The following is a 24157-nucleotide window of genomic DNA, read 5'->3' as shown; positions in this document are numbered from 1 at the left end:
ACGACAGTATTTTTTATTTGAAAACTGTCGTTTTTTTATTAAGCCGTGGAAAAAGCCCGTCCCTTGTCTATATTCAAATCGAGTATAATCAATGCAAGGTACGGTATTCAGTATGCAACCATCACCCTCAAAAACAGATCAGGCAGGATTAAAAAATAGTCGGGTCCGGCAGAAAAACATTCAAATTATTCTTCAAGCCGCAGAAGATGAGTTTGTCGCCAGCGGATTTAAGGGAGCGTCTATTCGCGATATTGCCCACCGGGCTGGCTTGCCAAAAGCGAATGTGCACTACTATTTCAATAGTAAGGTTGAGCTATACGGTGCGGTGCTCAATCACATCATGGAGCTATGGCAGTCTGTTTTCAGTGGCCTCAACCCAGATGATGATCCTGAAACGTCATTAAGACAATTTATCCGGGCCAAAATGAAATATGTGCTGGCTCATTCAAATGCATCCCGCATATTCAGTAGTGAAATACTGCATGGAGGGCAGCATATTAAAGAGCATTTGCAGCCTTTTAATGACTGGATTCAGGAAAAATCCGAGGTTATTAATGGTTGGATTGCCCAGGGTAAGATGAGACCGGTTGATCCTGTTCATCTGTTATTTACCATCTGGGCAACGACTCAATACTACGTCGACTATGGTCCCCAGGTTGCTTCCGTTCTGGGTAAAGAGGACCTGGATGCCGAGGACGTGGAAGCCTATACCGAAAGTGTCTGCCAGATGATACTGGGTGGCTGTGGAATCAATAACTAAAACAAACTTTTAAAATGCTCTTTTAGTCATCACATTTGTCCATGGGGGAAGTTCATCGGAATAAGCCTTGAAAGGCTTATCCGAAAAGACGCTTAATCATTCTGCAGGTTACCCTGCAGAAATCACTTCAACCTTATCCACTTTCTGAAAGCCCCTGGGAAGCTTGTTGCCACGTCTTCCCCGCTCGCCACGATAATGCTCAAGGTCTGTAGCTTTCAGAGTCACATGGCGTTTGCCTGCAAAAAGTGTCAGCGCATCACCGTCATTGATGATGGCAAGCTGAGTCATCAGCTCACTTCTTTCGGCTGCACGGGCAGAGGCAATATTAATAATTTTATTGCCTTTCCCCCTGCCAAGCTTGGGAAGGTCCTGCAATGGGAATACCAACATTCGTCCTTCATTGGTGATGGCGGCCAGCATCGGGTTGTTGCCGCTTACGGGCATTGGTGTCAGTACATGGGCATTTTTGGGCAGCGTCAGCAGGGTTTTTCCGGCCTTGTTTTTACTGACTATATCGGAGAATTGTGCAATAAAACCATAACCCGCATCACTGGCCAGCAGATAACAATCACTGGCGTCACCAACACACAAACCTTCAAAGGTTGCGCCGGAGGGAGGGTTGACTCGTCCGGTTAATGGTTCACCCTGCCCTCGTGCCGAAGGCAGCGTATGGGTCAGAACGGAGTAGGCTCGCCCGGTAGAATCGAGAAACACTGAAGTCTGATTGCTCCGCCCTTTTGCAGATAAACGATAGCCGTCGCCAGATTTGTAATTAAGCGTCAACGGATCAACATCATGGCCTTTGGCGCAACGTACCCAGCCTTTATTGGACAGTACGACGGTGACAGACTCAGAAATCATCAAATCTGATTGTGATAATGCATGGGCTTCAGATCTTACGACGATAGGAGAACGACGATCGTCGCCAAAACTTTCAGCATCCGCTTTGAGCTCTTTTTTTATAAGCGTCTTAAGACGTCTTTCTGATCCCAGGGTCAACTCAAGTGAATTGCGCTCCCGCTCCAGGTCGTCCTGCTCTGCACGAATCTTTACTTCTTCAAGTTTGGCCAGATGTCGCAATTTCAGGTCAAGGATGGCTTCGGCCTGAATATCAGAAAGCCCAAAGCGCTCCATAAGAATGGCTTTGGGTTTATCTTCTGTACGGATGATTTCGATAATTTCATCAATATTCAAAAAGGCGATCATCAAACCTTCAAGAATATGAAGTCTGCTGAGCACTTTATCCAGCCGGTGTTGTAAACGGCGACGTACCGTTTCACTGCGCCAGGTAAGCCACTCGCCCAACATTTTGTTGAGCGCCTTAACTTGGGGGCGTCCATCAACACCGATCATGTTCATATTAACCCGGTAGGTTTTTTCCAGGTCAGTGGTGGCGAACAGGTGGTTCATCAGGCTGTCGGTATCTACCCGGTTAGACTTGGGAACGATCACCAGACGAGTCGGATTTTCATGGTCGGATTCATCCCGCAGGTCAGCGACCATTGGCAGCTTTTTGGCCTGCATCTGCGCTGCGATTTGCTCCAGAACCTTCGCCCCGGATGCCTGGTGTGGCAGGGCCGTCACCACAATATCACCACTTTCCTGCTGGTAGACCGCGCGCATTCGTAAAGAGCCCCTGCCCGACTCATACATTTTGATCAGGTCTGACCGAGGGGTTATCAGCTCAGCTTCCGTTGGAAAATCAGGCCCCTGAATATGTTCACAAAGCTCGGCAACCCCTGCCCTGGGATTCTCCAGCAGGTGAATACAGGCGTTGGCCACTTCACGCAGATTGTGCGGTGGAATGTCGGTTGCCATACCAACAGCAATACCGGTGGTGCCATTCAGTAAAAGGTTGGGTAAGCGCGCTGGCAGTATGGATGGTTCTTCCAGTGTTCCGTCAAAGTTTGGCACCCAGTCCACCGTGCCCTGGCCAAGTTCTCCCAGCAATGAGTCAGCATATTTCGTGAGGCGGGACTCGGTATAACGCATGGCGGCAAAGGATTTGGGGTCATCAGGCGAGCCCCAGTTGCCCTGTCCATCCACCAGTGGGTAGCGATAGGAAAAAGGTTGTGCCATCAACACCATGGCTTCGTAGCAGGCGCTGTCTCCGTGGGGATGAAACTTACCGAGCACATCACCCACGGTACGGGCAGACTTCTTGAACTTGGCGGTATTTTTCAAGCCAAGCTCGCTCATTGCGTAGATAATGCGTCTCTGGACAGGTTTGAGGCCGTCCCCTATATGGGGCAGGGCACGATCCAGGATGACGTACATGGAGTAATTCAGGTACGCGTTTTCGGTATACGCTCTCAGGGACTGACGCTCAACTCCATCGTCGCCAATAATGATCTGCTCCGCCATGCTTAAACCTGTTTCAGGACTCTGATAATAAATCCGTCATGATAACAAGTATCTTTCTTGTTCTAAAAGTTATGGTGGTATCACAATAAGATTTTTTAACCACATTGGCAGAAATCAAAGCGATTCGATAAAAGCCACCAGGGCCTTTCGCTCACGGACATTCATCTTTAACACATTGCCCCGGGACTGTTTGGCTTCACCGCCATGCCAGAGGATCGCTTCCATTAAACTTCTGGCACGACCATCGTGCAGGAAGCCGGTTCTTCGATCCAAAAGCTGGGTATGACCAATACCCCAGAGTGCCGGTGTGCGCCATTCTCTCCCAGAGGCCAGAAACTCCGGGCGGCCATCCGCAAGCCCCTTCCCCATATCATGCAGAAGAAAATCACTGTAAGGCCAGATCAGTTGATTCGCCTGCTCCTCCTCAATAACGGTCATGGCGGTTTCCGATTGAACATCCATGGACGCCGTTCGGAAACTGGGTTGATGACAGCCCGCGCAACCCGCTTCATTGAATAATTTCTTGCCCTTTAGCACCTCTGGCTTTTTGGCATTGGTGCGAACAGGCACCCCCACATTACGGCTGTAAAATACCACTTTATCCAGAACAAAGTCAGATACATCCGGTGCCGCACCGCTGGGAGCCGCCAGGCAATCCTTTTGCCACTCAGTACAGGATTCATCTGGAAACAGGCTGGTGGTCAGCCCCATATCTCCGTTGAATGCTGCAGCCGACTGCTGTCGCAGAGTTGGCACCCCGGCTTTCCAACCGAACCGGCCAATGGAGGTTCTCTGCTTCTGGATATCCCAGACCCGGTTGGCCCTGCCTGAAATACCGTCACCATCCTGATCTTCAGGGTCTTCATTCGCCAGCAGGCTGTTCTCGGAAATGGCTTCCAGCAGGCCGATGCCGATCATTGATGGCGTAATCCGCATGGATATCATGGTGTTTTCAGCCAGGGGCCCATAGCCAAGGTTTTCCATGGTGAATATCGGTTTTCGAAGCTCAACCTGATGACCATCGGCAAAGGCTACCTTGAAATATTCAAAGGTAACCCTGACCTTCCCTTCAGGCTTCACACCCTCAAGGGCATTAACCTGCAGCTGTCCACCGTAGGTAGGCTCAGGAATCACGCCTGATTTTTTCAAGCGTTTCTTCTGCTCATCCGTGATTGCGGGAATGCTGAGCCGAACCAGAACCGATGCATCGGTCTCCTCTCCATCTTCTGGTGCATGGCCTCTTCGGTCATGAATATGGCAACCGCTGCAGCTGGCGGTATGAAACAGAGGCCCTAACCCATCCGAAGCCAGATCATCCCCGGATTCCGGTTGCCAGTCCTGGCGGAACAGCGCATTGCCTTTATGAAAGTTTAAACGGTTAAATACCGGCATATTGGCTGAAGGCTTGGCAATGGTATTAAACCCGGAAACCCAAACAGAAGCAGTGCCACCGGGCATATCTTCCCCCGGCTGGAACTGTTCATAAGCTGGCCGCTTCTTATCGTCTTCGGAAAAATCACAGCCAGCGAGCAAAAACAGCAGACTTAAGATGATGAAAAAGGGGTTATTAGTCATGATCATCCTTGAAATCAATCCTTCATAACAGTTGCTGCCAGGGAAGCCTGAAGGCAGAAGCACGATGAGCGTGCTTTAAATTGAGGCTGTCTTCATGTGTTATTTTTGTTTATTTGTAATGCTGTTAATCGGCAAAAGTCCGACAATAATCAATTGCCCGGGCTAACGGTGATATGCAAATGAGCCGTCAGCACAGAGAGTCAGAAATTATGGCGTTGAACACACCGCAGGCCATAACAACAAGACCAATATTGGATTTATAGTTTTTTTCCGGTTGCCAGCCTGGGCTGTTTGCCAGAAAGCCCCATGGCGTACTTCATCACCTGGTTGATCGCAGGTGACAGCTTGCCAGCCAGAGTCAGACCGAGATTTCGCAGAAGCTGCAGCGGCTTACTCTGATTACTGAAGGTATGGTAAAAAACATCCATGGTGTTCATCATCAAGGCATTATCGCTTCGCCTTACCTGTTCATAACGGGCAAGAACCTCCGGGCTGCCGGGGTTTTCACCGGCCCTCAAGGCATCCACCAGAATTTCAATCAGCCAGGCGGCATCCTGCAAACCGAGGTTTACCCCCTGTCCTGCCAGAGGGTTTATCGTGTGGGCTGCATCGCCGGCAAGAACGACACTCTGGCAAAAATACTCAGTTACATGGCGGCGGGCAATAGGGAAAGCACCACGCTCATGGAGCTGAATAACATCCGGCAGTTCAGCAGGAAATGTGGTTACCAGCGCTTCAATGAAGTCCTCTTCGGACAGTGCCAGCAGTTCCCGAACTTTCTCCGGATGGTTATACCAGACAATCGATCCGTAACTTCTGCCGTTAATATCCGGCAGTGGCAAAAAGGCCTCCGGACCTGTCGGGGTAAAGGCCTGCCAGGTAATGTCCTGGCAACCGCCGACAATTTCGACCGTTGCCACCAGGCATTGCTGCTCATAATCCCGTTGTTTTATGCCCAGCCCGGCAGCTTGGCGAACCCGTGAGTTAGCACCGTCTGCCCCCACTAAAAGATCACCGGAAAAGCGACGACCATCGGACAACTCAATCACCGGGGGCGTCGAAGAGGTATGAATGGTTTGAATACTGACCGGACAGAAAAAAGAGACGGATGGGTAAGATTTGATGGCTTCTAACAGACCTGACTGAGTCACCCGGTTTTCAACAATAAAACCCAGCTGCGAGTGATGAATCTGCCTGGCGTCAAACATCACCCGGTTGGCTCTTGAATCTATCTCTTTGCCAAAGGGGGAATGCAGTTTTTCCCACACCGCCATACGACGATACGGCGTCATACGCATGGACTGCATATGTGGCCATGCGCCCAGTTGGCGAAGAATTTCCTCCGATGCTGTGCTGAGTGCAGATACTCGCAGTGCAGGCAGTGCGTCGGCTGGTAATGGCGATGGCGCACAGTGGTCGAATAAGGCAACCTTTATTCCCTGCTGGCCGAGGCCACAGGCAATCGTGGCACCCACCATACCGCCGCCGACAATAAGTACATCGTAGTGTTGCTGGTCATCACTTTGTCCGGAAGCGTCTGTTCTTTTCATAAGCAAGCATTGTATGTAAGCGTCATAAATCCGTGCAGCAGCGCACACCATCTATCTTCCCGATCAGGATCTTTTCACCGGGAATGGAATTAGTCAAATGAAGTGTCCGGGGTTGCCCTTCGGGGCGAAGATGCTATTGGCTGAGAAAGGATTATTGAGAAAGAACGTTAACGGCAGTCTGGTGATGGCCTTCACTCATCGGTCTGGCCATCATTAAACTCTTTGGTATTTCTCTCAGAGATTTTTTTCTTTTTGCGCCGGTTTTTTTTCCGGGCTTTACGCATTTCCAGAGATTTATCCCGCCCCTTTCTTGAGCCTGAGCGGTCAATGTAAGACTTGTGGTCTGTAGAGGAAGCATTGGCACTGCTGTCATTGTGACCCGTACTGTCGCCATTGCCCTGGCCGTAGTCAAGATGGGGAGAGGATGCTGAATCAATTCTGTAACCGGAACTCACAATCTGGCCTCCTTGCTCAATGAGTTCCTATAAGTTTATACAACGAAATAGCGTAATTCTGTTCCTGCATGACTAATGATTGAATCTGCCATGGCCCTATGAGAGATCGAGGCCTGGTTTTCAACCATAACCGCGTCAATAATCTTACCCGGTGCCTTGGTCAGGCTGGATAGGCGGAGATTAACCAGGGTGGCCTCTACGGCAGTCATTCCCGGGTTGAAAGCTACGTTTTCAGCATATCTACCAGAAATTATATCTCCATTATCTATAAGAAGAGCAACACCTGAATGACAGCCAGAATAAGGCGCATAACTCCGGCGGGCCGCTTCTGTTGCTGCATTGACCAGCTTATCAGCAGGGGCCGGGCTCTCGAAGGAGAGCAGCGACGGGCTCATCAGTCGAGTGTCTTGCTTCAGATCGCCGGGGCCAAAGGCGTCTGGTAGCAGGGTTGAGATCCTATAGTGGCGCTGCTGGTCACTATTGAGCTGACTGACCAGAATATCCACCTGGTCGATCCCGTTCAGTTCGTTCATAAACTGTCGGCAGTGCCCACAGGGGGCTTCATTGACCATCAGGCGGCGCAGCCGGGTTTCTCCCTGGTGCCAGGCGTTGCAGATCGCTGCCTGCTCGGCGTGAATGGCCATTTTCAGAGGCTGCCCGGCTATTTCAAGGTTTGCACCCAGATAGACCGGCCCTTGTCCTTCCGGTCGAAAGCCTTCAACAATCGCCCCTACGGAAAAATTTGAGATCGGGCAGGTGCTCATGGCAGCAGCGAGAGGCAGCAGTGCTTTGAGAAGATGCTCTGATGGCACCTCCATTAAGCCCTGAAGCTCATTCACCTGTTCTGGCTCAAGGCGGCCCTGCTGGTGAATCAACTGTTGCAGGATATCCGCAGCATTAGCCGGGAACTGAGCCAGTTGATCCTGAAAAGCTCTGTGATTCATAGCGCTACTCCGGTGACAGGATTCAAGGCTGCTTATGTACTACGGAAAAGAGAGAATTTCCATTGCTCTTTTTCAATGGTTTGCAGGGCTCGAAGAGCTATGGATTTACCAGTAACAGAAACGGAAACACACCTTAGCTAAAGTTAATCGAGGATTGATTAAAAAAGGATTTAATTATGACCTTCCATACCAATGGACTATACAAACCCGGGAATGCCCCAACAAAAATCCCTGGAAATGAAGGCGAATTTCCGGAAAAATCCGGCAAAATCGGTAAAGAGGGCAGTTGGAATGGGAGAACAATAAGTGCGACCCCCAGTCAACAGCAGGTTCCGAGAGTCGGTCCAGAGGTGCACAGTGATAAAAGCAACTGGACAATTACCAAAGCCATCTCAGGGATCGCCAGCAGCATCAATAACAGGATGTGCGGTCAGTCCGCCAGGGCGGCAGAGGTCTCCAAGGTATTGAAGGAAAATAATGTCCGGATGTTTACCAAACATCTCAAGGCGATGAGGAATGAAGTAATAGCACATAACAAAAGGTGTGTGGAAAATAATCGGCAATCAGAATTAAAGTTGTTGCAGGAACCTATACAGCAACTGTCAGTCAACAATAAGCCCCTGCTTTATGCCTTGGCAGAATCCGGCAGTCCTGAGATGATTGCAGCACTGTGCACCGCCGATAAAATCGCTCCCAGAAGTTTCTATACAGTCCCGGTATTTCAGGATGCTGCTATGAGCGACTATGTCGAAGACAGTCTCCACAAGGGCGAGTTAAATGAGGCCAGTTGGTGGTGTCATCCAGGCACACCCGTTCATTATGCGTTAAGCTCCGGCAACTATGAGGCGGCAAAAGCCTTTTTGCAACACGGCGGCAGTCTCATTGGTTGCGAAGAAATCCTCAGCAAGATACCCCAGGATGTCAGGGATCAATTAGGGGAGGCTCTTTTGGCTCAACAGGGCGAGCTTGAGTCAAAACTCTTTGATATGAGACCGGTTATAAACCGTCTGGAGGGTGAGCAAAAAGCGGAAAAAATGGGTGATGGTATCGAGAATCCTGACCCGGTCTTCAGCCAGGATAGACTTGACATCACCACACTCGGAGCAATGGCAGGACAAATTGATAAAGATCTTCAACTGCTTCAGTCTCTGGCTGAATGACCGACGTTAGTGATTGCGTCTTAAGCCTCTTTGGGGGCTTCCCCTGCCCCCATCCTTCTTGCTTTTCTCCCTCCCACACCCGCAGAGTTGTCCAGATGCAGGCGGGTTGCAGGGCGGCATGTGACCAAAGATAATGCATTCCTTCAGATTACCGTCTAACCGACTCACTGTATTTAATGGGGAACAACGCTTATTGCGTCATCAATGGCGGTTGGAGAAACTTCATGACTCTGTTGGTGGTCAAAAGCTAAACAAACCATTTTTTTGGAAACATCTTGTGAAAACAGCCGTGAATACAAAGGTAAAGCCGATCGTTATTTTCGATTCCGGTGTCGGCGGCCTCAGTATCTATCAGGAAATAAAGCAGGCTTTACCTTATGCTCCGGTGGTTTACTGTTCCGATACTCAGGGGTTTCCCTACGGCCCAAAGCCCGAGCAGGAAGTGATTGAGCGTACCAGCCTCTGCCTGAGTGCGTTAGCCGGGCAGTTTGATCCCTCGCTCGCGGTCATTGCCTGCAATACCGCCAGTACCATCTCACTGCCCAGGGTACGCGAAGAGCTGGATTTCCCCGTTGTTGGCGTGGTGCCAGCCATCAAGACGGCCAGTGAGTACTCAAAAAAACGCTGCATCGGGCTTCTGGCGACACCGGGCACGATTGCCCGCAGCTATACCGACCAGCTGATTGATGATTTTGCCGGGGACTGTCAGGTGATTCGAGTGGGTTCCAGCGAATTGGTACAGATGGCTGAACGGCACCTTCGGGGTGAGCTGGTTTCAGAGCACGATCTGCACCGGATTCTTGGCCCTTTTTTTGCCGAAGAAGAGGTACCGGATGTGGTAGTTCTTGGCTGTACCCACTTCCCTTTGCTGAGAACAGCGTTGCAGCAGGTATCTGCCGACATTCACTGGATCGACTCAGGCTCTGCTATTGCCCGCAGGGTTGTCAGCCTGTTGGACCCGGCCGGGTTTGATGCAGAGTCAGCACCGCACGATCTCTTTATGCACACAGGGCTGGATGATCAGGTAAGTGCTCTGGTTCCAGCGTTGGAGAAAATGGGATTTGTTGCCCTGAGACATTTACCCGTCGGGTCAGAGGTGATGACGCCACCATCACAGGGTGACGGTGGCGTCCATTGCGGCGAGAACGTTGTCAATTACTCAAAAGAGCGGGCTTCATAAAAAGCGACTTCTGAAATACTGTGGTAAGCCTTGGACTGCTCGCGGAACTCACTGAACGATTGATAAACCCGTCCAGCCACATCGCTGGTGGCCGCAACTTCCTCGGTAATCTCATCAGCCACCTTTTTCAGTTCAGCAAGTACGTCATCCGGCAAACGTTTTACGGTTACCCCGTGCTCATTCACCAGCTGTTGCAACGCCGCATTATTCCGTGCGGTGTACTCATCAATCATGTCCTGGTTTGCTGCGCGGGCTGCCGTTTTGACAATGGCCTGCAGGTCTTCTGGCAGTTTATTCCATGCATCCAGATTGATGGTGAATTCCATCATGCTGCCTGGCTCATGCCAGCCCGGATAGTAGTAGTAAGAAGCGGCCTTATAGAAACCAAAAGCCAGGTCATTGTATGGGCCGACCCACTCAGTCGCATCAATAGCACCGGTCTGAAGCGCCGTAAATAGCTCGCCACCGGGGATATTTACAGGTACCCCGCCAAGGCGCTGCAGTACTTCACCGCCCATACCCGGGATGCGCATTTTCAGACCTTTCAGGTCATCCAGGCTGTTGATCTCCTTGTTGAACCAGCCCGCCATCTGAACCCCGGTGTTGCCACCGGCCATCGGTTTCACATTGAATGGTTTATACACTTCGTCCCAGAGTGCCTGCCCGCCACCATAGTGAATCCAGCTGCTGATTTCCTGGGCGTTCAAGCCAAAGGGAACGGCAGTAAAAAACTGGGTGGCCGGGTCTTTACCCTTCCAGTAATAAGCGCCACTGTGCCCCATATCCGCCGTGCCGCTGGATACGGCATCAAAGACTTCCAGAGGTGGTACCAGTTCACCGCCGCCATACACTTTGACGGTCAGTCGGCCATTACTCATTTTATTAACGGACTCGGCAAAGCGCTCAGGCGCGATACCCAGACCCGGGAAATTCTTGGGCCAGGACGTCACCAGCTTCCACTCGATGGTTTTTTGAGCTTCTGGTGCTACTGATTCGGTGTTGGTGGTTTGCTGCGGTTGTTCACCCTGGCCACAGCCTGCCAGTGCTGCAACTGCGGCAGCGACCCCGAAAGAGGACAATAAATTACGACGTTTCATGAAAATGACCCTGTTTTCTTAATCTTATTTATAGGGAACACGACAGAAGCATAGTAATTGGATAGGTGGAAGCTGACAAGCTGCCATTAATAGGGAGGCTTTGAAGCAGGAGCCTCAGGGCATGTTGAGGTTTTGTTACGAGCAGGAAAAAAAATGGAAGTTACTCAGGATAAGGAACTTCCTTTGCCGCTTATTGTCTCATGGCAGTTAATAGTCATGAATACAGGTGCAAACATGGATAGTGTCAGGGTTAATACTGGCGATCAGTCGTTTAAATGCAGTATCTGTCATGGGCATGATGGCGGCACCACAAACGAATTTGCTGGCCGGTTGCAAGTCAAGGCATCGTGTCAGTACGGATGCCAGCTTCACCTTGGTTGTATTCCCCTGACTGATCAGCAGCAACTCAAACTGGGTCAACGCCGCTGTTCCGAATGTCAGACACTTCCCGTGCTGCCATTGCTTTGCGAATCCAAATCGCTGGAGGAGTACGCCTGCCGCTCCGGAAATTGGCAAGCACTGGCACTGATTCTGAAGATTAAAGTCGATCATGGTGCCAGCATACCTTTGGATAAACGTCTGTTGTTAATTACTTTGCAGGAAAGGAATAGCAAATGCCTGGAGCTTTTGTGTATGGCGGGCGCGAATGTCAACGCTACCTTAAGCGATGGATCCACCCTTTTACACATGGTCGCCTTTTGTGGTGACACCGATTCCCTCAAGGTGCTGCTCAAGACCCCGGGAGTGAATGTCAGTGCCCTCGAAGACGATGGTTTCACTCCTTTACACTGGGCTGCCACAAATGGTAATCCCTGTCACACTGATTGCCTGAAATTGCTGATTGCTCACCCCGGGGTGGATATCAATGCCAAGGATGTCTATGGTCTCACTCCTTTACACTGGGCCGCCGCAAAGGGTAACACCGATAGCCTGAAGTTGCTGCTCGACACCCCGGGGATAGATATCCACGTTACCTGTACATTTGGCCTCACTCCTCTGCACCACGCAGCCAATTGGGAAAGAGTCGATTGCGTGGAAGCGCTGCTCTTCAAGGGAGCGAATGTCAATGCCGTCGCTACTGCTACTGATCGCCCTGGCATCACACCACTGGACCTCGCCAAACACAGGAGCGACCCAGCGTGTGCAGAACGCCTGATTGCCAAAGGGGCAAAAACGTCGCTGGAGCTGAAAGTACTACAGCAGAAATAGGCAAGAAAAGAGCAGGAATGCCGTCTGATATGAGGAAGAAAAATCGGGCATGAAATAACCAGATGGGTTATCACTGCCCCGGGCTGGCAGGAACCTTCCAGAGTAATGCAGTACCGCCTTTTAAAAAGCCAGCAATGGGAAACATACCATCGTTACAGTAAATCAATAAATGATCGCCATCAGGGCTAAATTTGGCCGATTTAACGGGATGATCCAGTGTTATCTGCTCTTTTTTTGACCATTTGCCATCATCACCAATACCCCAGAGTTGCACAAGGCCATTTATCTGCTCTTTTTCTGTCCAACATTTGCGGTCGAGTTGCACAAGGCCAGCAATATCATCCCAGAGTTGCACAAGGCCTGGCTGGTGTTTGTCCTTCTGGTTCATTTTGTTGCCATAGGTTAGAAAATGGTTTTCCAATTCATTAAAACTAGCGCCCCCGATGAAGTCGGCATCAGAGTCCGTCACCGCCAGTTTCACCCACTGGCCATTATCGTTGCGCCCCAGGATACAAGCGGTGTCGTCCAGGCTAATGGTATAGGCAAGCCGCCCTGAACGGGAAAACCGAGCATCCATAATACTGTTGCGATGTTGAACCACCAATTGTTCCTGCCATTTGCCCTGGCTGTCGAGAGCCTGAATTTTTACCGTCCGGTCACGACTGCGGGTCAGCACACAGTCCTCCTGAGCGTTGAAGGCAGCATAGTCAATCCCCCCCTGATGATATATCCTCGTTTTCTCAGCCAGATCACCTTCCTCGTAATTCCCCCAAATACAGGCGTAATTTGTTTCATTGCCATAGCTCAGAAGAAGGTTCTCTGAGGGACTGAAGATAGCTTTGTGACTGCCACTGTGGTAAATGGTCTGGCCATTAACCAGCCGACGGTCAGCACTGTTGTAGTCCCAGAGTTTAAAGATGCCAATACCGGAGTTGGCCAATAATTTACGCCCGGAGGCGCTGAATTTGGCCTCTGCACAACTGTGAATTTTCGCTTTTACTACCCAGGGATTGTCGTTAGCGTCACCGTTGGCGTCATAACCAGAAATAATAAATGTATTGTCGGTATCACGGGTCAGCGCAAGGTGCCCAGAGGCGTTGAAGGCGGCTTCGCAAATAGGTTTGGCGCAAGGTTGGCAGTCTTCATTCATACTCCATTCAGGATGACAGATCTCCCCGATCTGTGACCAATTGCCATCGACATTACAACCCAGAAAGATGGCCTGGCCACTTTCGGTGAAGATCACGGCATGCTGCTCATCATGACTGAGTTGAGCACCGGCAATTTGCCTGTTGCACTCAATGACCTTTTGCTCCTCCAGGCAGTGAGTCTCATCACTACAGCCCCAAATGGTCGCTGTTGTACCCTGGTAAGTCAGTAAATAATGGTTCGTGGCCTCGAAAGGCACTTGATGTGTCACAGTTTGCTGACAGTGACTGATCTCTTTAGCCTGGGTTAGCGGGGTCCACCGACCGTTGCTATCCTCGCGCAATACGTTGATTTTGCCGGTCTGTGGATCGTAGGACATTATTTTGTCCTGCAAGGGGCTGAAGTCTGCCTTAACCCTCGGACACTTTTCATCAGTGGTGGTGTGTTCAAGCACCACCGCCTCCTGCCAACGGCCATCGCTGTTCAGCGTACTCATCAAGATATTGCCATCATAGCTGATGCTCAGGAGTGTATTTTCCGACTGGTTAAGCTGGTAACGAAAGATTGCATCAGAACTCTTGACCTGCCCTTTTGGCAACCAGTTGCCATCCGCGCCCTGTCGCCAGATGCTCAGACTAAACTCGTTCTCATCATCGCGACCATTGATAATCAGGTTCTTACTCGTTGGGCTGAAGCTGACATCGCGAATATAACAACCGACGCCGGTCGCCAGTCGGAGTTCCAGATAATTGGCCTGGCATTGGATAATACGAGCCTTGATTGGCTCAATAGCTTTGGTGCCTGAAATGATGTCAGTTGATGATTCGGTGTCTGAGGTGTCAGTTGATGATTCGATATATGAGTCGTCAGTTGATGGTCTTCGTTGCGATGCATCGGCCAAACCAATGCCTGGTGACTGCGGCACCATGGAAACGTTCAGTCCGATAATTTCCAGCTTACGCTTACCGATAGCGGTGATGAACGTCAATTCGGGTGGTGAATCCAGCCTCAACCGTTCAAGCGATTTGAACTGGTCCGGTCCAGAAATTTCTGAGACCTGTTTGTTATAGGCAGCCACTGATTTATTCAGCGTTTTCAGGTCATTAAATAACTGCCGTTCATTGGTTTCTATTCTGCTTGCGGCTGCAATGCCTTGCGCAATTGGTTGCATGATAACTCCGGTCAAATTGACACAGGAATGGAATTTATACGGGCATGGTAGATGAGTACCCCAAGGTTGTTGGAATCATCATCTATTACCTGCCTGATCATTTATTCAGTTCCTGAGCATTAAGATCTGGCAATTTAACAAAAGTTCCTGCTCCGGGGTTTTACGAGGCTGCCTGCGTCGGCGGCGAAAATAGGCAAGAGGCAATGCACCATCAGTAATGCCCTTAGATTGGAGACAGGTTGGCGTAAGCCATCATCAACCATTTAGCGCCTTCAGAATCAAAATTGACCTGCACCCGGGCCTGGTTGCCATCACCTTCGTAATTAATCACGATTCCCTCGCCAAACACGTTGTGATGGACGCGCTGGCCAAGTGACAGACCATGGTCAGGTGATGCCGGTGCCATGCGAGTCGCTACCGGTCGGGTAATGGTGCCACCAAGGCGCACTTCCTGGAGCAGTTCACCGGGGATCTCCCGAATAAAACGGGAAGGGCGGTTCATGGTTTCGCTGCCGTACAGACGTCGGCTTTCGGCATAGGTCAGATACAGGGTTTTCATGGCTCGGGTAATACCCACATAACAAAGCCGACGCTCTTCCTCAAGGTTGCCTTCATCCAACGACATTTTATGGGGGAATAACCCCTCCTCCATACCGGCCAGAAAGACCAGCGGAAACTCCAGCCCCTTGGCAGAGTGAAGCGTCATCATCTGCACGCTGTCCTGGAACTGATCGGCCTGACTGGTGCCCGCTTCCAGTGCGGCATTGGCCAGGAAGGCATCCAGAGGTGTCATGGTTTCGATTTCTTCGCCCTGCTCGTCATCAAGGAACAGTTCGTCCATATCAAACTGACGACAGGCATTCACCAGTTCCTCCAGGTTTTCCACCCGGGCCTGACCTTTCTCGCCTTTCTCTTTGCTGTGGTGGTCAATCAGGCCGCTCATGGTGACCACATGGTCGGATAGCTCACCCAGATCCAGTGTTTCACCGGCATGGCTCAGGGACTCGATCAGTTCCACAAAAGCGGCCATGGATTTACCCGCCTTACCGCCAACCGCCGAGGCTGCCACCAGGTTCTTTAATGCCTGCCAGAGAGAAATACCCTGACTCCGGGCCGCCTCTCTGAGCTTTTCTACGGTTTTCTCACCGATACCCCGGGTGGGAATATTGATCACCCGCTCCAGAGAGGTGTCGTCATCCGGCGAGCGGACAAGCCGGAGATAGGCCAGGGCGTTTTTGATCTCTGCCCGTTCAAAGAAGCGCTGCCCACCGTAGATTCGATAGGGGATCGCAGCCCGGAGCATCGCCTCTTCAAGAATACGGGACTGTGCATTGGACCGGTAAAGGATGGCAATATCGCTGCGGGCCGTGCCTTTGGTGATGGCATCTTTAATCCGGTCAGTAATAAATCGGGCTTCGTCCATCTCGTTAAAGCCAGCGTACAGGTGTACTGGCTCGCCTTTATCACCATCGGTACGAAGCTCTTTTCCCAGACGATCCGGGTTATTGGCAATAACGGCATTGGCGGCCTGCAGGATATTGCCGGTAGAGCGGTAATTCTGTTCCAGTTTGATGGTCTGGGCATTGGGGAAGTCATGGGTGAACTGACGTATATTCTCAATTCTGGCACCCCGCCAGCCATAAATGGACTGGTCATCATCACCCACCACCATCAGCTTGTCCTGGTCTCCCGCCAGTAATCGCAGCCAGGCATACTGCACGGCGTTGGTATCCTGAAACTCATCCACCAGAATGTATCGGAAACGTTCACGGTAATGCTGGAGAATATCGGCCCGCTTCAGCAGCAGTTCGTGTGCCCGCAGCAGCAGCTCCCCGAAGTCCACCACTCCCATCTGTTCGCAGTACTCATGGTAGCGTCGATAAACATCAACCATGGTGCGTTCGAATGGGTCGTAACCGGGATCGATGTAATCGGGACGAAGCCCTTCATCTTTTTTGCTGTTGATAAACCACTGGGCCTGACGTGGCGGCCACTTCTGTTCATCCAGCTGCATGGCTTTCATGATCCGCTTGAGCACGCGCAGCTGATCGTCACTGTCCAGAATCTGAAAGTTTTCGGGCAGCCCTGTTTCCTTCCAGTGTGCCCTGAGCAGACGGTGGGAAAGACCATGAAACGTACCCACCCACATTCCCCTGGGGGCGATGCCCAGCAGTTCCTCAATACGTGAGCGCATCTCTGCCGCGGCCTTGTTGGTGAAGGTTACCGCCATCACCGAATAAGGGGACATGGCTTCAGCCTGCACTAGCCAGGCGATCCGGTGGACAAGCACGCGGGTTTTACCACTACCGGCACCGGCCAGAACCAGCATAGAGCTGACGGGAGCTGCAACAGCACTGCGCTGTGCATCATTCAGTGAATCAAGTATTGAGGTTACGTCCATAAGAATCTTTCAGTCAGAAGTCGATGCCCCCTGGTGATGGGGAGAGTATTTTCCAGAACAGTGAGAGTTTAGCGAAACTGCGCCATGAGGTCTTGTAATGGTTGATTTGTGCGATTTATCGCACATTTTTATACGACATGAGTAGTTGTCGTACGACCAGTAATTTAATATTTTGGTAATCGTAATCAGGCATCATTTAATAACAAATACAAGAAGAGGATGCTGTTATGGGAAAAGGTAAAAAAGCCGAGAAAGAGTTCATTCTGGATGAGCACCTGATCCGTCCTGAACTTGAGCAGAAAGGTTCCAAGCGCTCCCTGCAAATCCGCAGAGCACTTGAGGATCGGGAAGAAGACAAACGGCTCAGCGCCATCTTTGGGGAAGATTACTGGGAAGGCATCTAACCACTTCAAAAACTGCGAACCTTTGCTTACTCCTCGGTGAGGGTTCGTATTCAAAAATACGCTACCCCGTCCATAGATTTAATGAACGTTAGTACCATAAAATCCCCGCCGGATTGTTCATTTGATTTCCAGCCTGTCACTTTCAATCACTATTCCTTTTTATGTCTCTGTAAGTATTACTACGGTTCAGAAAAAGTTAACTGAGATCTTGGTTCTGAACTATGAATGTGGGGATCCTTTTTTAGATTGAAGTGTTATATTATAACGCTTTCCAAAAGAAGCGGTTTTCGTATGCAGTTTGTCCCCATTAAACAGTTGCTGATAACAGTGTTGCTAATGACTGCCAGCTTTTGTGCACGTGCAGAATCACCAAAAGTGCTGGCCAGCATCAAGCCATTGCAGCTGATTGCCCAGGCGGTGACGGAAGGGGTGACTCATACTGAGGTATTGTTGCCTCCGGGAAGTTCGCCTCATAGCCATAGCCTCAAGCCCTCTGATGCCCGCAAGTTAAGAAGTGCGGATGTCATTTTCTGGGTAGGCCCTTCAATGGAGACTTTCCTGCCCAAAATGCTGGCCTCGGCAAAGGGGGTAAAAGCCGTATCCGCGATGGACATGCATGGCATTCGCCTGCGCAGCAGTGAAGAGCATGAGCACCATATTCATGAGCATGGAGAGCATCACGATCATGGTGACTATGACCCTCATATCTGGTTGAGCACCGATAACGCCAGGGTTATTGCCAGAGAGATGGCCCGGGTGTTGATGTCTGTGGACAAGGTTAACCAGTCTCGCTATCAGCGTAATCTTGCTCTGTTTCTGAACAGCATGGACCAGACGGACGTGCGCAACGGTCAAAAAGTAGAACAATCAGGCAGGCAGCCATTTTTCGTTTTTCATAATGCCTATGGCTATTTACAAGAGCAGTATGGGTTGGAAGTTGCCGGCTATTTCACCCTGAATCCTGAGCAGCAACCCGGAGCCCGGCACCTGGTAAGCCTGAAAGGGCAGTTGAACAAAGCGGGGTCAGCTTGCATTTTCCGGGAACCGCAGTTCCAGCCTGCTTATATTGAGCGGCTGACAGAAGGGCTTTCCGTCCAGGTTGGTGTGCTTGACCCACTAGCAGAAAATATTCAATCCGGACCTGAAAGCTATGCAACGTTTATCAACCAGCTTGTGGATAACATCACCAGTTGTATCCAGGGTACGGTGAAGAAGAGTGATAAACTCAGCTGATCAGGCTGATACCCATCAGGTTGCCAAGCAGCAGACTGATGATGATCGACGCTGGCAGCAGCGCTGCCAGCAATGTTACCCACATTTTCAGATTTGCGTACTCCTGGCGAAGATTCCAGCGTTTTGCCACATATCTTTTATCTTCGTCCATTTCTGTGGATAAACCACAGCCACTGCAGCTGACCTGCCACATTTTCACCCGTTGACTGCCTTTGCCGATAATCAGGTCGGCAAATATAGCTTTACCCCGGCAACAGGGGCAGGACTGTAGTTTCATGACTCTTCCCTGAGCGATATCTGCGTCATGGATTAGTTATACCCTGTGTATTCATAGCTTATGCACAGACTTTCACAGCTTATCCACAGGATGGTGGCAATCGTATAGCACTATCCTAAAATAATGGTCTTGCTGCCATCAACAATAACCCGGTCTTCGATGTGATATCTCAATCCCCGCGCCAGTACACTTTTCTCGACATCCTTTCCTAAACGCACCATATCTTCTGGCAGGTGGTGATGCCCAACCCGGATGACGTCCTGCTCGATGATCGGGCCCGCATCAAGGATTTCCGTCACGTAGTGGCAGGTGGCACCCACCAGCTTAACGCCTCGCTCGTAGGCCTGATGGTAGGGCTTGGCACCCACAAAGGAAGGCAGAAAGCTGTGATGGATATTAATGACACGGTCGGCATACTGCTCACACAGTTGCGGGGGCAAAATTTGCATATAGCGTGCAAGTACAATTGTATCAACACTGTACTGTTCCAGCAGTGATGTCATTGCCTCAAAGGCCGATGCCTTATCCCCTTTACCCACAGGTACATGGTGATAGGGAATACCGTGCCACTCCACATAGCTGCGCAAATCTTCATGATTGGAGATGACACAGGGTATTTCCATGTTCAGGTCGCCACTTCGCCAGCGGTAAAGCAGGTCAGACAGGCAGTGGGCCTCTTTGCTGGCCAGAAGGGCAACACGCTGGGGAACTCCTGAGTCATTGATGCGCCAGTCCAGACTGAGTTTTTCAGCAACAGGGGTGAAATGATGTTTAAATTCATCCAGAGAAAAAGGCAGACTGTCCGCTTTGATTTCGTTGCGCATGTAAAAGCGCCCGGTCACTGGATCAGAGTGATGATTGGCTTCAACAATCCAGCCGCCGTGTCTGGCGATAAAGTCACTGACGGTGGCTACGATGCCTGTAGCGTCCGGGCAGGAAACAAGTAAGCGATAAGTTCTGTTCATGGTGCTTAATAAACGTAAATTGAGCAGCAATTATAAGTAGAAGTCGCTATGAAATCATATTTTGCCTGATGCTGATCAGTGCTTCAGTGGAATTTTCACCGTTCTGCGGGTTCATTAAGTTACACTGATTGATCGTAACCAGATGTGGAGTGGTTCTTGTCATGATGCGTTTGCCTGATAGCCCGGATCTGGTCATCATGGGTGACCCCCTGCTTTTTCAGCAACATCAGCAGGTGTGTGTTGATGATATATTGACCGATGATTTCCAGCACAATCTCCAGACTCTGCGTAACAGGCAAATTGAGGCAAACGGTATTGGTATTGCCGCGCCTCAGATTGGCTGGGGAGCAAGGGTATTGTGCATAGGCGTGACTGAAGAGACGAAATCACGTTATCCCGCCGTGCCCGATATTCCGCTTTCATTCTGGATGGGTTTGCCGCCAGAGTTATGCTGCATGAAATTGATCACCTGGACGGGATCTTGTTTCCGGAACGGATTGATGAAACAACGCTGATGGTGCCCAATATATCAATGGAAACCCAGAGCCGCTGGCCGGAAAACTGGCCAACCATCAATGCCCGAATGACTCCACCGGGGATGATTTCGGCGGAAAGATAGCCTGCTGACCAGGCATTAAGAATTCATATGAAAGCCATCTGACTCTGACGATCGCCGATTTTCAATTAAAAGATGCTGTCATCACCGTCTTCCAGAAGCTGCGTAGTATCCGCATTACTCCTGAGACTTTCACGATATCTGCGACGATGGAGCAGTTTTGCCTGAACGACATCCGGAAACTCAGTGAACTGGATGATCTGCTTATCAATTAATAGATCAATCACATCCTCAAGTACCCGGATAAAATCGGCATCGGAAGACACCATGATGCCGGAGCTGATTTCCGGATTATTGTGCAGAAAGAGCATCAGGCTTTCGTCGTCCATCCCGGCCTGTTGCCACTCATTGGACAGCGGTTTCTCTGAAACGGCACACACCTGATTGTTATCATCCCTGAGTACGTAGAGCATGTCCTTTTCTCTCGTTTTTGATTAATTGGTATCAGTTTTCCGGTGCCGCTGTACTTATTGAAGCGGCATGGCAGCCACCAGGTCAGCAATCAGTTTGCGGCTCACATCGTAGGCCGCTTCACCAGGTCGCCCTTCTCCCAGGCCATCTATGCTCCAAACCAGGTCTCCCGATGATAAATCATTAACTTTCAAACTCAGAGCTGTGGAAAAACGGTTCTGCTGGTCATAGTGCCATTCAAGAATTTCAGCAGATATGGAGTACTTGATGTGTTGACTGATGGCCCACACGCGCGCTTGCTCAACCTGGAAGACCTCGGAAAGGTAATCTGGAACCGAGAAAGTTTTAGGTAAGTGATAAATTGCAGGGTTTTTTATACCTTTCGAGGGCAGTTGGACCAACAACATACGTTCAAGCTGAATAAGATCCTCGTATGGCACTTTAGCGTGGCTGATAAAGGGTAATACGGTCCAATTATTATCCTTTGTGAGCTTTTCCTGCTTAAGCTCAGGGAACATCTTGCCGTTCGTCTGGCATCCAGCGAGCGTCACCGCAAAAAAGCTGACAATAAAGATAAAGGCATACCGTTGCCGGAGCCAGGTTGGGAAGACGTTATTTTTCATGTTGGCATAACTCATGGTGATGCAGCTTAAGCCATTGCAGTGCAATGACCGCTGGAGCATTGGCAATCCTTCCGTCTTCCACCATATCATAAGCTTCCTGGAAGGGAAGAACATGAACCCTGATATCCTCCCCTTCATCGGCAACACCAAAAATGCCGCCAGCAGCCGTGGCATCTACCAGACCACAGAACAGCTTGAGTTTTTCGTTACTGGCACCGGGGCTGACATAGAAATCCGAGACCGGCATTAACGAGGTAATCTGATAACCGGTTTCTTCCTCTACTTCGCGCAGGGCAACTTCTTCCAGGGTTTCGCCAGGCTCACTGATACCGGCAACCACCTCCAGCAACCAGGGGTCATCGTCGCTCAAAAAAGGCCCCATGCGGAATTGCTCCACCAGAACCACCTGGTCATGCACCGGATCAAACAATATAACGCCCACAGAGGGTGGCCTGACGGTGGCTTCACGGATCAGGGGACGGCTGATTCCCCCGTTAAAGAGCCGATGCGTAATCGTGTATTTAAAGAGCTTCAGAAAGCCTGAATAAACCTTTGCCTCTTCCTGAACCTGTACATCGCGGGCATCAAGACCTGAAAGCTTCATGGGTTCCCTGTCTGGTATAAGTTGTTATTGATAATAAACGCCTGAACAGAAGGTAGCAGCATATTCAACCCCTGCTGAAGATCATCGGCTATTTTTGCGGATTCAAGAATATTGCGGACATTACTGCTGCGGATGGCCACCCGTTCAGTGGCGGTAAAGATCGGCCACGTTTCCTCAATTTCCTGCGATTTATAAAATCGGTTCCAGGTTTCAGGCCTGGCATTATCCGGCCCTCTGATGAAGGACAGTGTGGCTTTATCCTGGTACTGACTGGTCAAGGCTGCCATCAGGTCATAGGTGTATACCGGCCTGCCGGGATTCTGTTCCAGCAGTTCTGCCTCCAGGTCACATACCTCCAGGGTGCAGCCAGCCTCTGCTTCATCAATAAAGCATTGCAGCATCTGCAGACGGAGGCCGAATGGCAGAGGGTTTTTGTCAAAAGCATGAAAGGCACTGGGAACCAGCAGGATGCAGTCATGGCAGGTGGCTGCCTGTTGTAACACATCCAGATGCCCAAGTGTTGGTGGGTCAAATGCTGAGCCAAAAACACCCAGCTTGATAGGGCTCATCATTGAGTCTCCGTGTTTGGTGGTATCCGCGCTGACAAAAGCGTGGCCTCATTATATCGATTTTACAGGGTCTACCGAAGGCAACCAGACAGTGGGTTTATTCCGAAGCGGTTAAAGATTCATTACGTACCCGGTGCGGGTTTTTTACTGATAGGCAAATAATGTGTGTCAGGTAAGATGCACCTTCTGGAATGACTCCCTGTCACTGAAACAGTGATGGTTTTTTTTTCGAGGCCCGATATCTCCCTCCTTACTTCCCCCCTTGATATCGGGCCTTTTTTATTTTTTCCTGCCTTGTGGTAGTCGACCAGCATTTCTCAAATAGCCTGCCAACAGAGCCTGAGAAGCTTCAGCCCTATTTCGATGAATCACACTTTGCTCAATACGGCGTCAGGCACCCGGATTTCCACAGATACCGGCAAGTGGTCCGTGATGGGCATATCGATAACGCCAAATCGATTAACAATCAGGGATGGGCTGATCAGAATATGATCCAGAGAACGCTTCGGTTGCCAGCTGGGAAAGGTATTTTGCCCCCAGTGCGCCGCATGAAGGGATGTATTTTTCAGCGGTGAGTCATTGAGTAATTGATCCGCGTGGGTGTTCATATCCCCCATCAGCACCACATGCTGATTGTGCTGCACAACATCACGGATATAGGAAAGCTGGATATTTCGGGTCCTTTTGCTCAGGGCCAGATGCATCATCACCACCGTAAGAGGCTCCTCAGGGTTGCCAAAGCGGGCGACAATGGCACCCCGGCCGGGAATCAGACCGGGCAGTTTATGGTCTTCCAGCGATAGAGGCTCAAACCGGCTAAGAAAGCCATTACTGTGTTGTGCCAGCTTGCCAAGGTTGCGGTTGATCTGGTGATACCAGTAAGGGAAGTGTCCTTTGAGAGCCAGATATTCAGTCTGGTTAATAAAGCTGCTGCGAATACTGCCACCGTCAGCTTCCTGCAAGGCAACAAGGTCAAAGTCAGGAAGAACACTGGCAATCCGGTCAAGGGTCGCCTGGCGTTTGGCGTGAGGCAGAATATGCTGCCAGCTGCGGGTCAGATAATGGCGGTATTGCTGAGTATTGATGCCCACCTGAATATTAAAGCTGAGCAGCTTGAGGGTCTTTTTGTTGAGCCGACGCGGGGGCCCGCCCGGTGCCGAGTGATGAATATGCCCGGAACGGTACTGACAACGCTGCCGGTGTAAACGTCGTCGAATGGCACCTGTGAGGGTTCGAATGGGCATAGTGCTTTACCGCCAGAAATGGACAAGGGAAACTGATAGACAGATATTACAGGCCTTTTATCCGACTTCCTGCAAAGAATGATCGATGATTTACCAAATGAAAGTGGTTAAAAGCCAAAATGTATGACATTTAACCACTGCTGCAATGTCTCTAGCACATGGTTTCTGAACAATCTCCGTTCACCCTGAGCGGAGT

Annotated in this window: 23 protein-coding genes; 8 read left to right on the top strand and 15 right to left on the bottom strand. The window is 50.4% G+C overall.

All coding sequences use genetic code 11. The features are described 5' to 3' along the window. Positions 1-112: 112 nt before the first annotated feature. Entirely contained in the window at positions 113-760 is a 648-nt protein-coding gene (locus ACO6V1_RS12275) for a TetR/AcrR family transcriptional regulator (RefSeq protein ID WP_101745326.1), read from the top strand. Positions 761-868: 108 nt separating this feature from the next. Here the strand turns inward: ACO6V1_RS12275 and parC are convergent, their stop codons facing one another. The 5 genes from parC to cdd all read right to left on the bottom strand — a co-directional run bounded on the left by parC (position 869) and on the right by cdd (position 7648). Then, positions 869-3124, bottom strand: coding sequence for a DNA topoisomerase IV subunit A (gene parC, locus ACO6V1_RS12270; protein WP_422467031.1), 2256 nt, complete (start codon positions 3122-3124; stop codon positions 869-871). 114 nt (positions 3125-3238) lie between these two features. Next, on the bottom strand, positions 3239-4699 hold the full coding sequence (locus ACO6V1_RS12265; protein WP_422461671.1) for a di-heme oxidoredictase family protein: 1461 nt from the start codon (positions 4697-4699) through the stop codon (positions 3239-3241). 257 nt (positions 4700-4956) lie between these two features. Further along, positions 4957-6249, bottom strand: coding sequence for a UbiH/UbiF/VisC/COQ6 family ubiquinone biosynthesis hydroxylase (locus tag ACO6V1_RS12260; RefSeq protein ID WP_422467029.1), 1293 nt, complete (start codon positions 6247-6249; stop codon positions 4957-4959). Between the two features lie 191 nt (positions 6250-6440). After that, complete coding sequence (locus tag ACO6V1_RS12255) at positions 6441-6704, bottom strand: hypothetical protein (protein WP_422444311.1); 264 nt, start codon at positions 6702-6704, stop codon at positions 6441-6443. Between the two features lie 35 nt (positions 6705-6739). Continuing rightward, positions 6740-7648, bottom strand: a complete 909-nt coding sequence (gene cdd, locus ACO6V1_RS12250; protein WP_422467027.1) for a cytidine deaminase — start codon at positions 7646-7648, stop codon at positions 6740-6742. A 176-nt stretch (positions 7649-7824) separates the two neighbouring features. Here cdd and ACO6V1_RS12245 point away from each other — a divergent pair, with 176 nt between their 5' ends. Further along, entirely contained in the window at positions 7825-8808 is a 984-nt protein-coding gene (locus ACO6V1_RS12245; protein WP_422444307.1) for an ankyrin repeat domain-containing protein, read from the top strand. A gap of 289 nt (positions 8809-9097) precedes the next feature. After that, positions 9098-9988 (top strand): glutamate racemase, encoded by an 891-nt coding sequence (murI, locus tag ACO6V1_RS12240; RefSeq protein WP_422444305.1) that lies wholly within the window; start codon positions 9098-9100, stop codon positions 9986-9988. On the opposite strand, the gene ACO6V1_RS12235 is transcribed toward murI, so the two are convergent. Next, positions 9964-11085: a TRAP transporter substrate-binding protein gene (locus tag ACO6V1_RS12235; RefSeq protein WP_422467025.1), complete on the bottom strand. Its 1122-nt coding sequence runs from the start codon at positions 11083-11085 to the stop codon at positions 9964-9966. The two genes, murI and ACO6V1_RS12235, sit on opposite strands and share 25 nt — an antisense overlap. A 234-nt stretch (positions 11086-11319) precedes the next feature. Between ACO6V1_RS12235 and ACO6V1_RS12230 the strand changes: the two genes are divergently transcribed. Continuing rightward, entirely contained in the window at positions 11320-12294 is a 975-nt protein-coding gene (locus ACO6V1_RS12230; protein WP_422467023.1) for an ankyrin repeat domain-containing protein, read from the top strand. A gap of 70 nt (positions 12295-12364) precedes the next feature. Here the strand turns inward: ACO6V1_RS12230 and ACO6V1_RS12225 are convergent, their stop codons facing one another. Together ACO6V1_RS12225 and uvrD are read right to left on the bottom strand one after the other, a co-directional pair. Then, positions 12365-14614 (bottom strand): WD40 repeat domain-containing protein, encoded by a 2250-nt coding sequence (locus ACO6V1_RS12225; protein ID WP_422467021.1) that lies wholly within the window; start codon positions 14612-14614, stop codon positions 12365-12367. Positions 14615-14837: 223 nt separating this feature from the next. Further along, positions 14838-17015, bottom strand: a complete 2178-nt coding sequence (uvrD, locus tag ACO6V1_RS12220) for a DNA helicase II (protein ID WP_422444297.1) — start codon at positions 17013-17015, stop codon at positions 14838-14840. Between the two features lie 227 nt (positions 17016-17242). Here uvrD and ACO6V1_RS12215 point away from each other — a divergent pair, with 227 nt between their 5' ends. Both ACO6V1_RS12215 and znuA read left to right on the top strand, forming a co-directional pair. Continuing rightward, entirely contained in the window at positions 17243-17419 is a 177-nt protein-coding gene (locus tag ACO6V1_RS12215) for a hypothetical protein (protein WP_163372284.1), read from the top strand. A gap of 291 nt (positions 17420-17710) precedes the next feature. Beyond that, positions 17711-18652, top strand: a complete 942-nt coding sequence (gene znuA / locus ACO6V1_RS12210) for a zinc ABC transporter substrate-binding protein ZnuA (RefSeq protein WP_422461658.1) — start codon at positions 17711-17713, stop codon at positions 18650-18652. Here the strand turns inward: znuA and ACO6V1_RS12205 are convergent. Next, positions 18645-18929 carry a Lar family restriction alleviation protein gene (locus ACO6V1_RS12205; RefSeq protein WP_163372288.1) on the bottom strand — a complete coding sequence of 95 codons (285 nt, stop codon included), beginning with the start codon at positions 18927-18929 and terminating at the stop codon, positions 18645-18647. The genes znuA and ACO6V1_RS12205 overlap by 8 nt on opposite strands. A 110-nt stretch (positions 18930-19039) precedes the next feature. Then, on the bottom strand, positions 19040-19894 hold the full coding sequence (purU, locus tag ACO6V1_RS12200) for a formyltetrahydrofolate deformylase (protein WP_422444292.1): 855 nt from the start codon (positions 19892-19894) through the stop codon (positions 19040-19042). A gap of 161 nt (positions 19895-20055) precedes the next feature. On the opposite strand from purU, the gene ACO6V1_RS12195 reads away from it, so the two are divergent. Together ACO6V1_RS12195 and ACO6V1_RS12190 are read left to right on the top strand one after the other, a co-directional pair. Continuing rightward, entirely contained in the window at positions 20056-20409 is a 354-nt protein-coding gene (locus ACO6V1_RS12195; protein ID WP_422444290.1) for a peptide deformylase, read from the top strand. Beyond that, entirely contained in the window at positions 20343-20513 is a 171-nt protein-coding gene (locus ACO6V1_RS12190) for a hypothetical protein (protein WP_422444288.1), read from the top strand. The genes ACO6V1_RS12195 and ACO6V1_RS12190 overlap by 67 nt, the downstream gene beginning before the upstream one ends. Before the next feature lie 65 nt (positions 20514-20578). Here the strand turns inward: ACO6V1_RS12190 and ACO6V1_RS12185 are convergent, their stop codons facing one another. The 5 genes from ACO6V1_RS12185 to ACO6V1_RS12165 all read right to left on the bottom strand — a co-directional run bounded on the left by ACO6V1_RS12185 (position 20579) and on the right by ACO6V1_RS12165 (position 23961). After that, the gene (locus ACO6V1_RS12185) at positions 20579-20923 is read right to left on the bottom strand and encodes a hypothetical protein (RefSeq protein ID WP_422444286.1); all 345 of its coding nucleotides are present in this window, start codon (positions 20921-20923) and stop codon (positions 20579-20581) included. A gap of 54 nt (positions 20924-20977) precedes the next feature. Beyond that, a complete protein-coding gene (locus tag ACO6V1_RS12180; RefSeq protein WP_422444284.1) occupies positions 20978-21559 on the bottom strand; it encodes a hypothetical protein in 582 nt (193 codons plus the stop codon). Beyond that, the gene (locus ACO6V1_RS12175) at positions 21534-22148 is read right to left on the bottom strand and encodes an NUDIX domain-containing protein (protein ID WP_422467019.1); all 615 of its coding nucleotides are present in this window, start codon (positions 22146-22148) and stop codon (positions 21534-21536) included. The genes ACO6V1_RS12180 and ACO6V1_RS12175 overlap by 26 nt, the downstream gene beginning before the upstream one ends. Next, on the bottom strand, positions 22145-22720 hold the full coding sequence (locus ACO6V1_RS12170) for an adenylyltransferase/cytidyltransferase family protein (RefSeq protein ID WP_422467017.1): 576 nt from the start codon (positions 22718-22720) through the stop codon (positions 22145-22147). Before ACO6V1_RS12170 ends, ACO6V1_RS12175 begins: the two co-directional genes overlap by 4 nt. Before the next feature lie 365 nt (positions 22721-23085). After that, positions 23086-23961, bottom strand: coding sequence for an endonuclease/exonuclease/phosphatase family protein (locus ACO6V1_RS12165; RefSeq protein ID WP_422461650.1), 876 nt, complete (start codon positions 23959-23961; stop codon positions 23086-23088). Positions 23962-24157: the final 196 nt, after the last annotated feature.

Source organism: Endozoicomonas sp. ALC013, from assembly GCF_049310205.1.
In the GTDB taxonomy this organism is placed as follows: domain Bacteria; phylum Pseudomonadota; class Gammaproteobacteria; order Pseudomonadales; family Endozoicomonadaceae; genus Endozoicomonas.
Note: the sequence above shows the minus strand (reverse complement) of the source record. Positions and strands in the feature narration are given on the sequence as shown.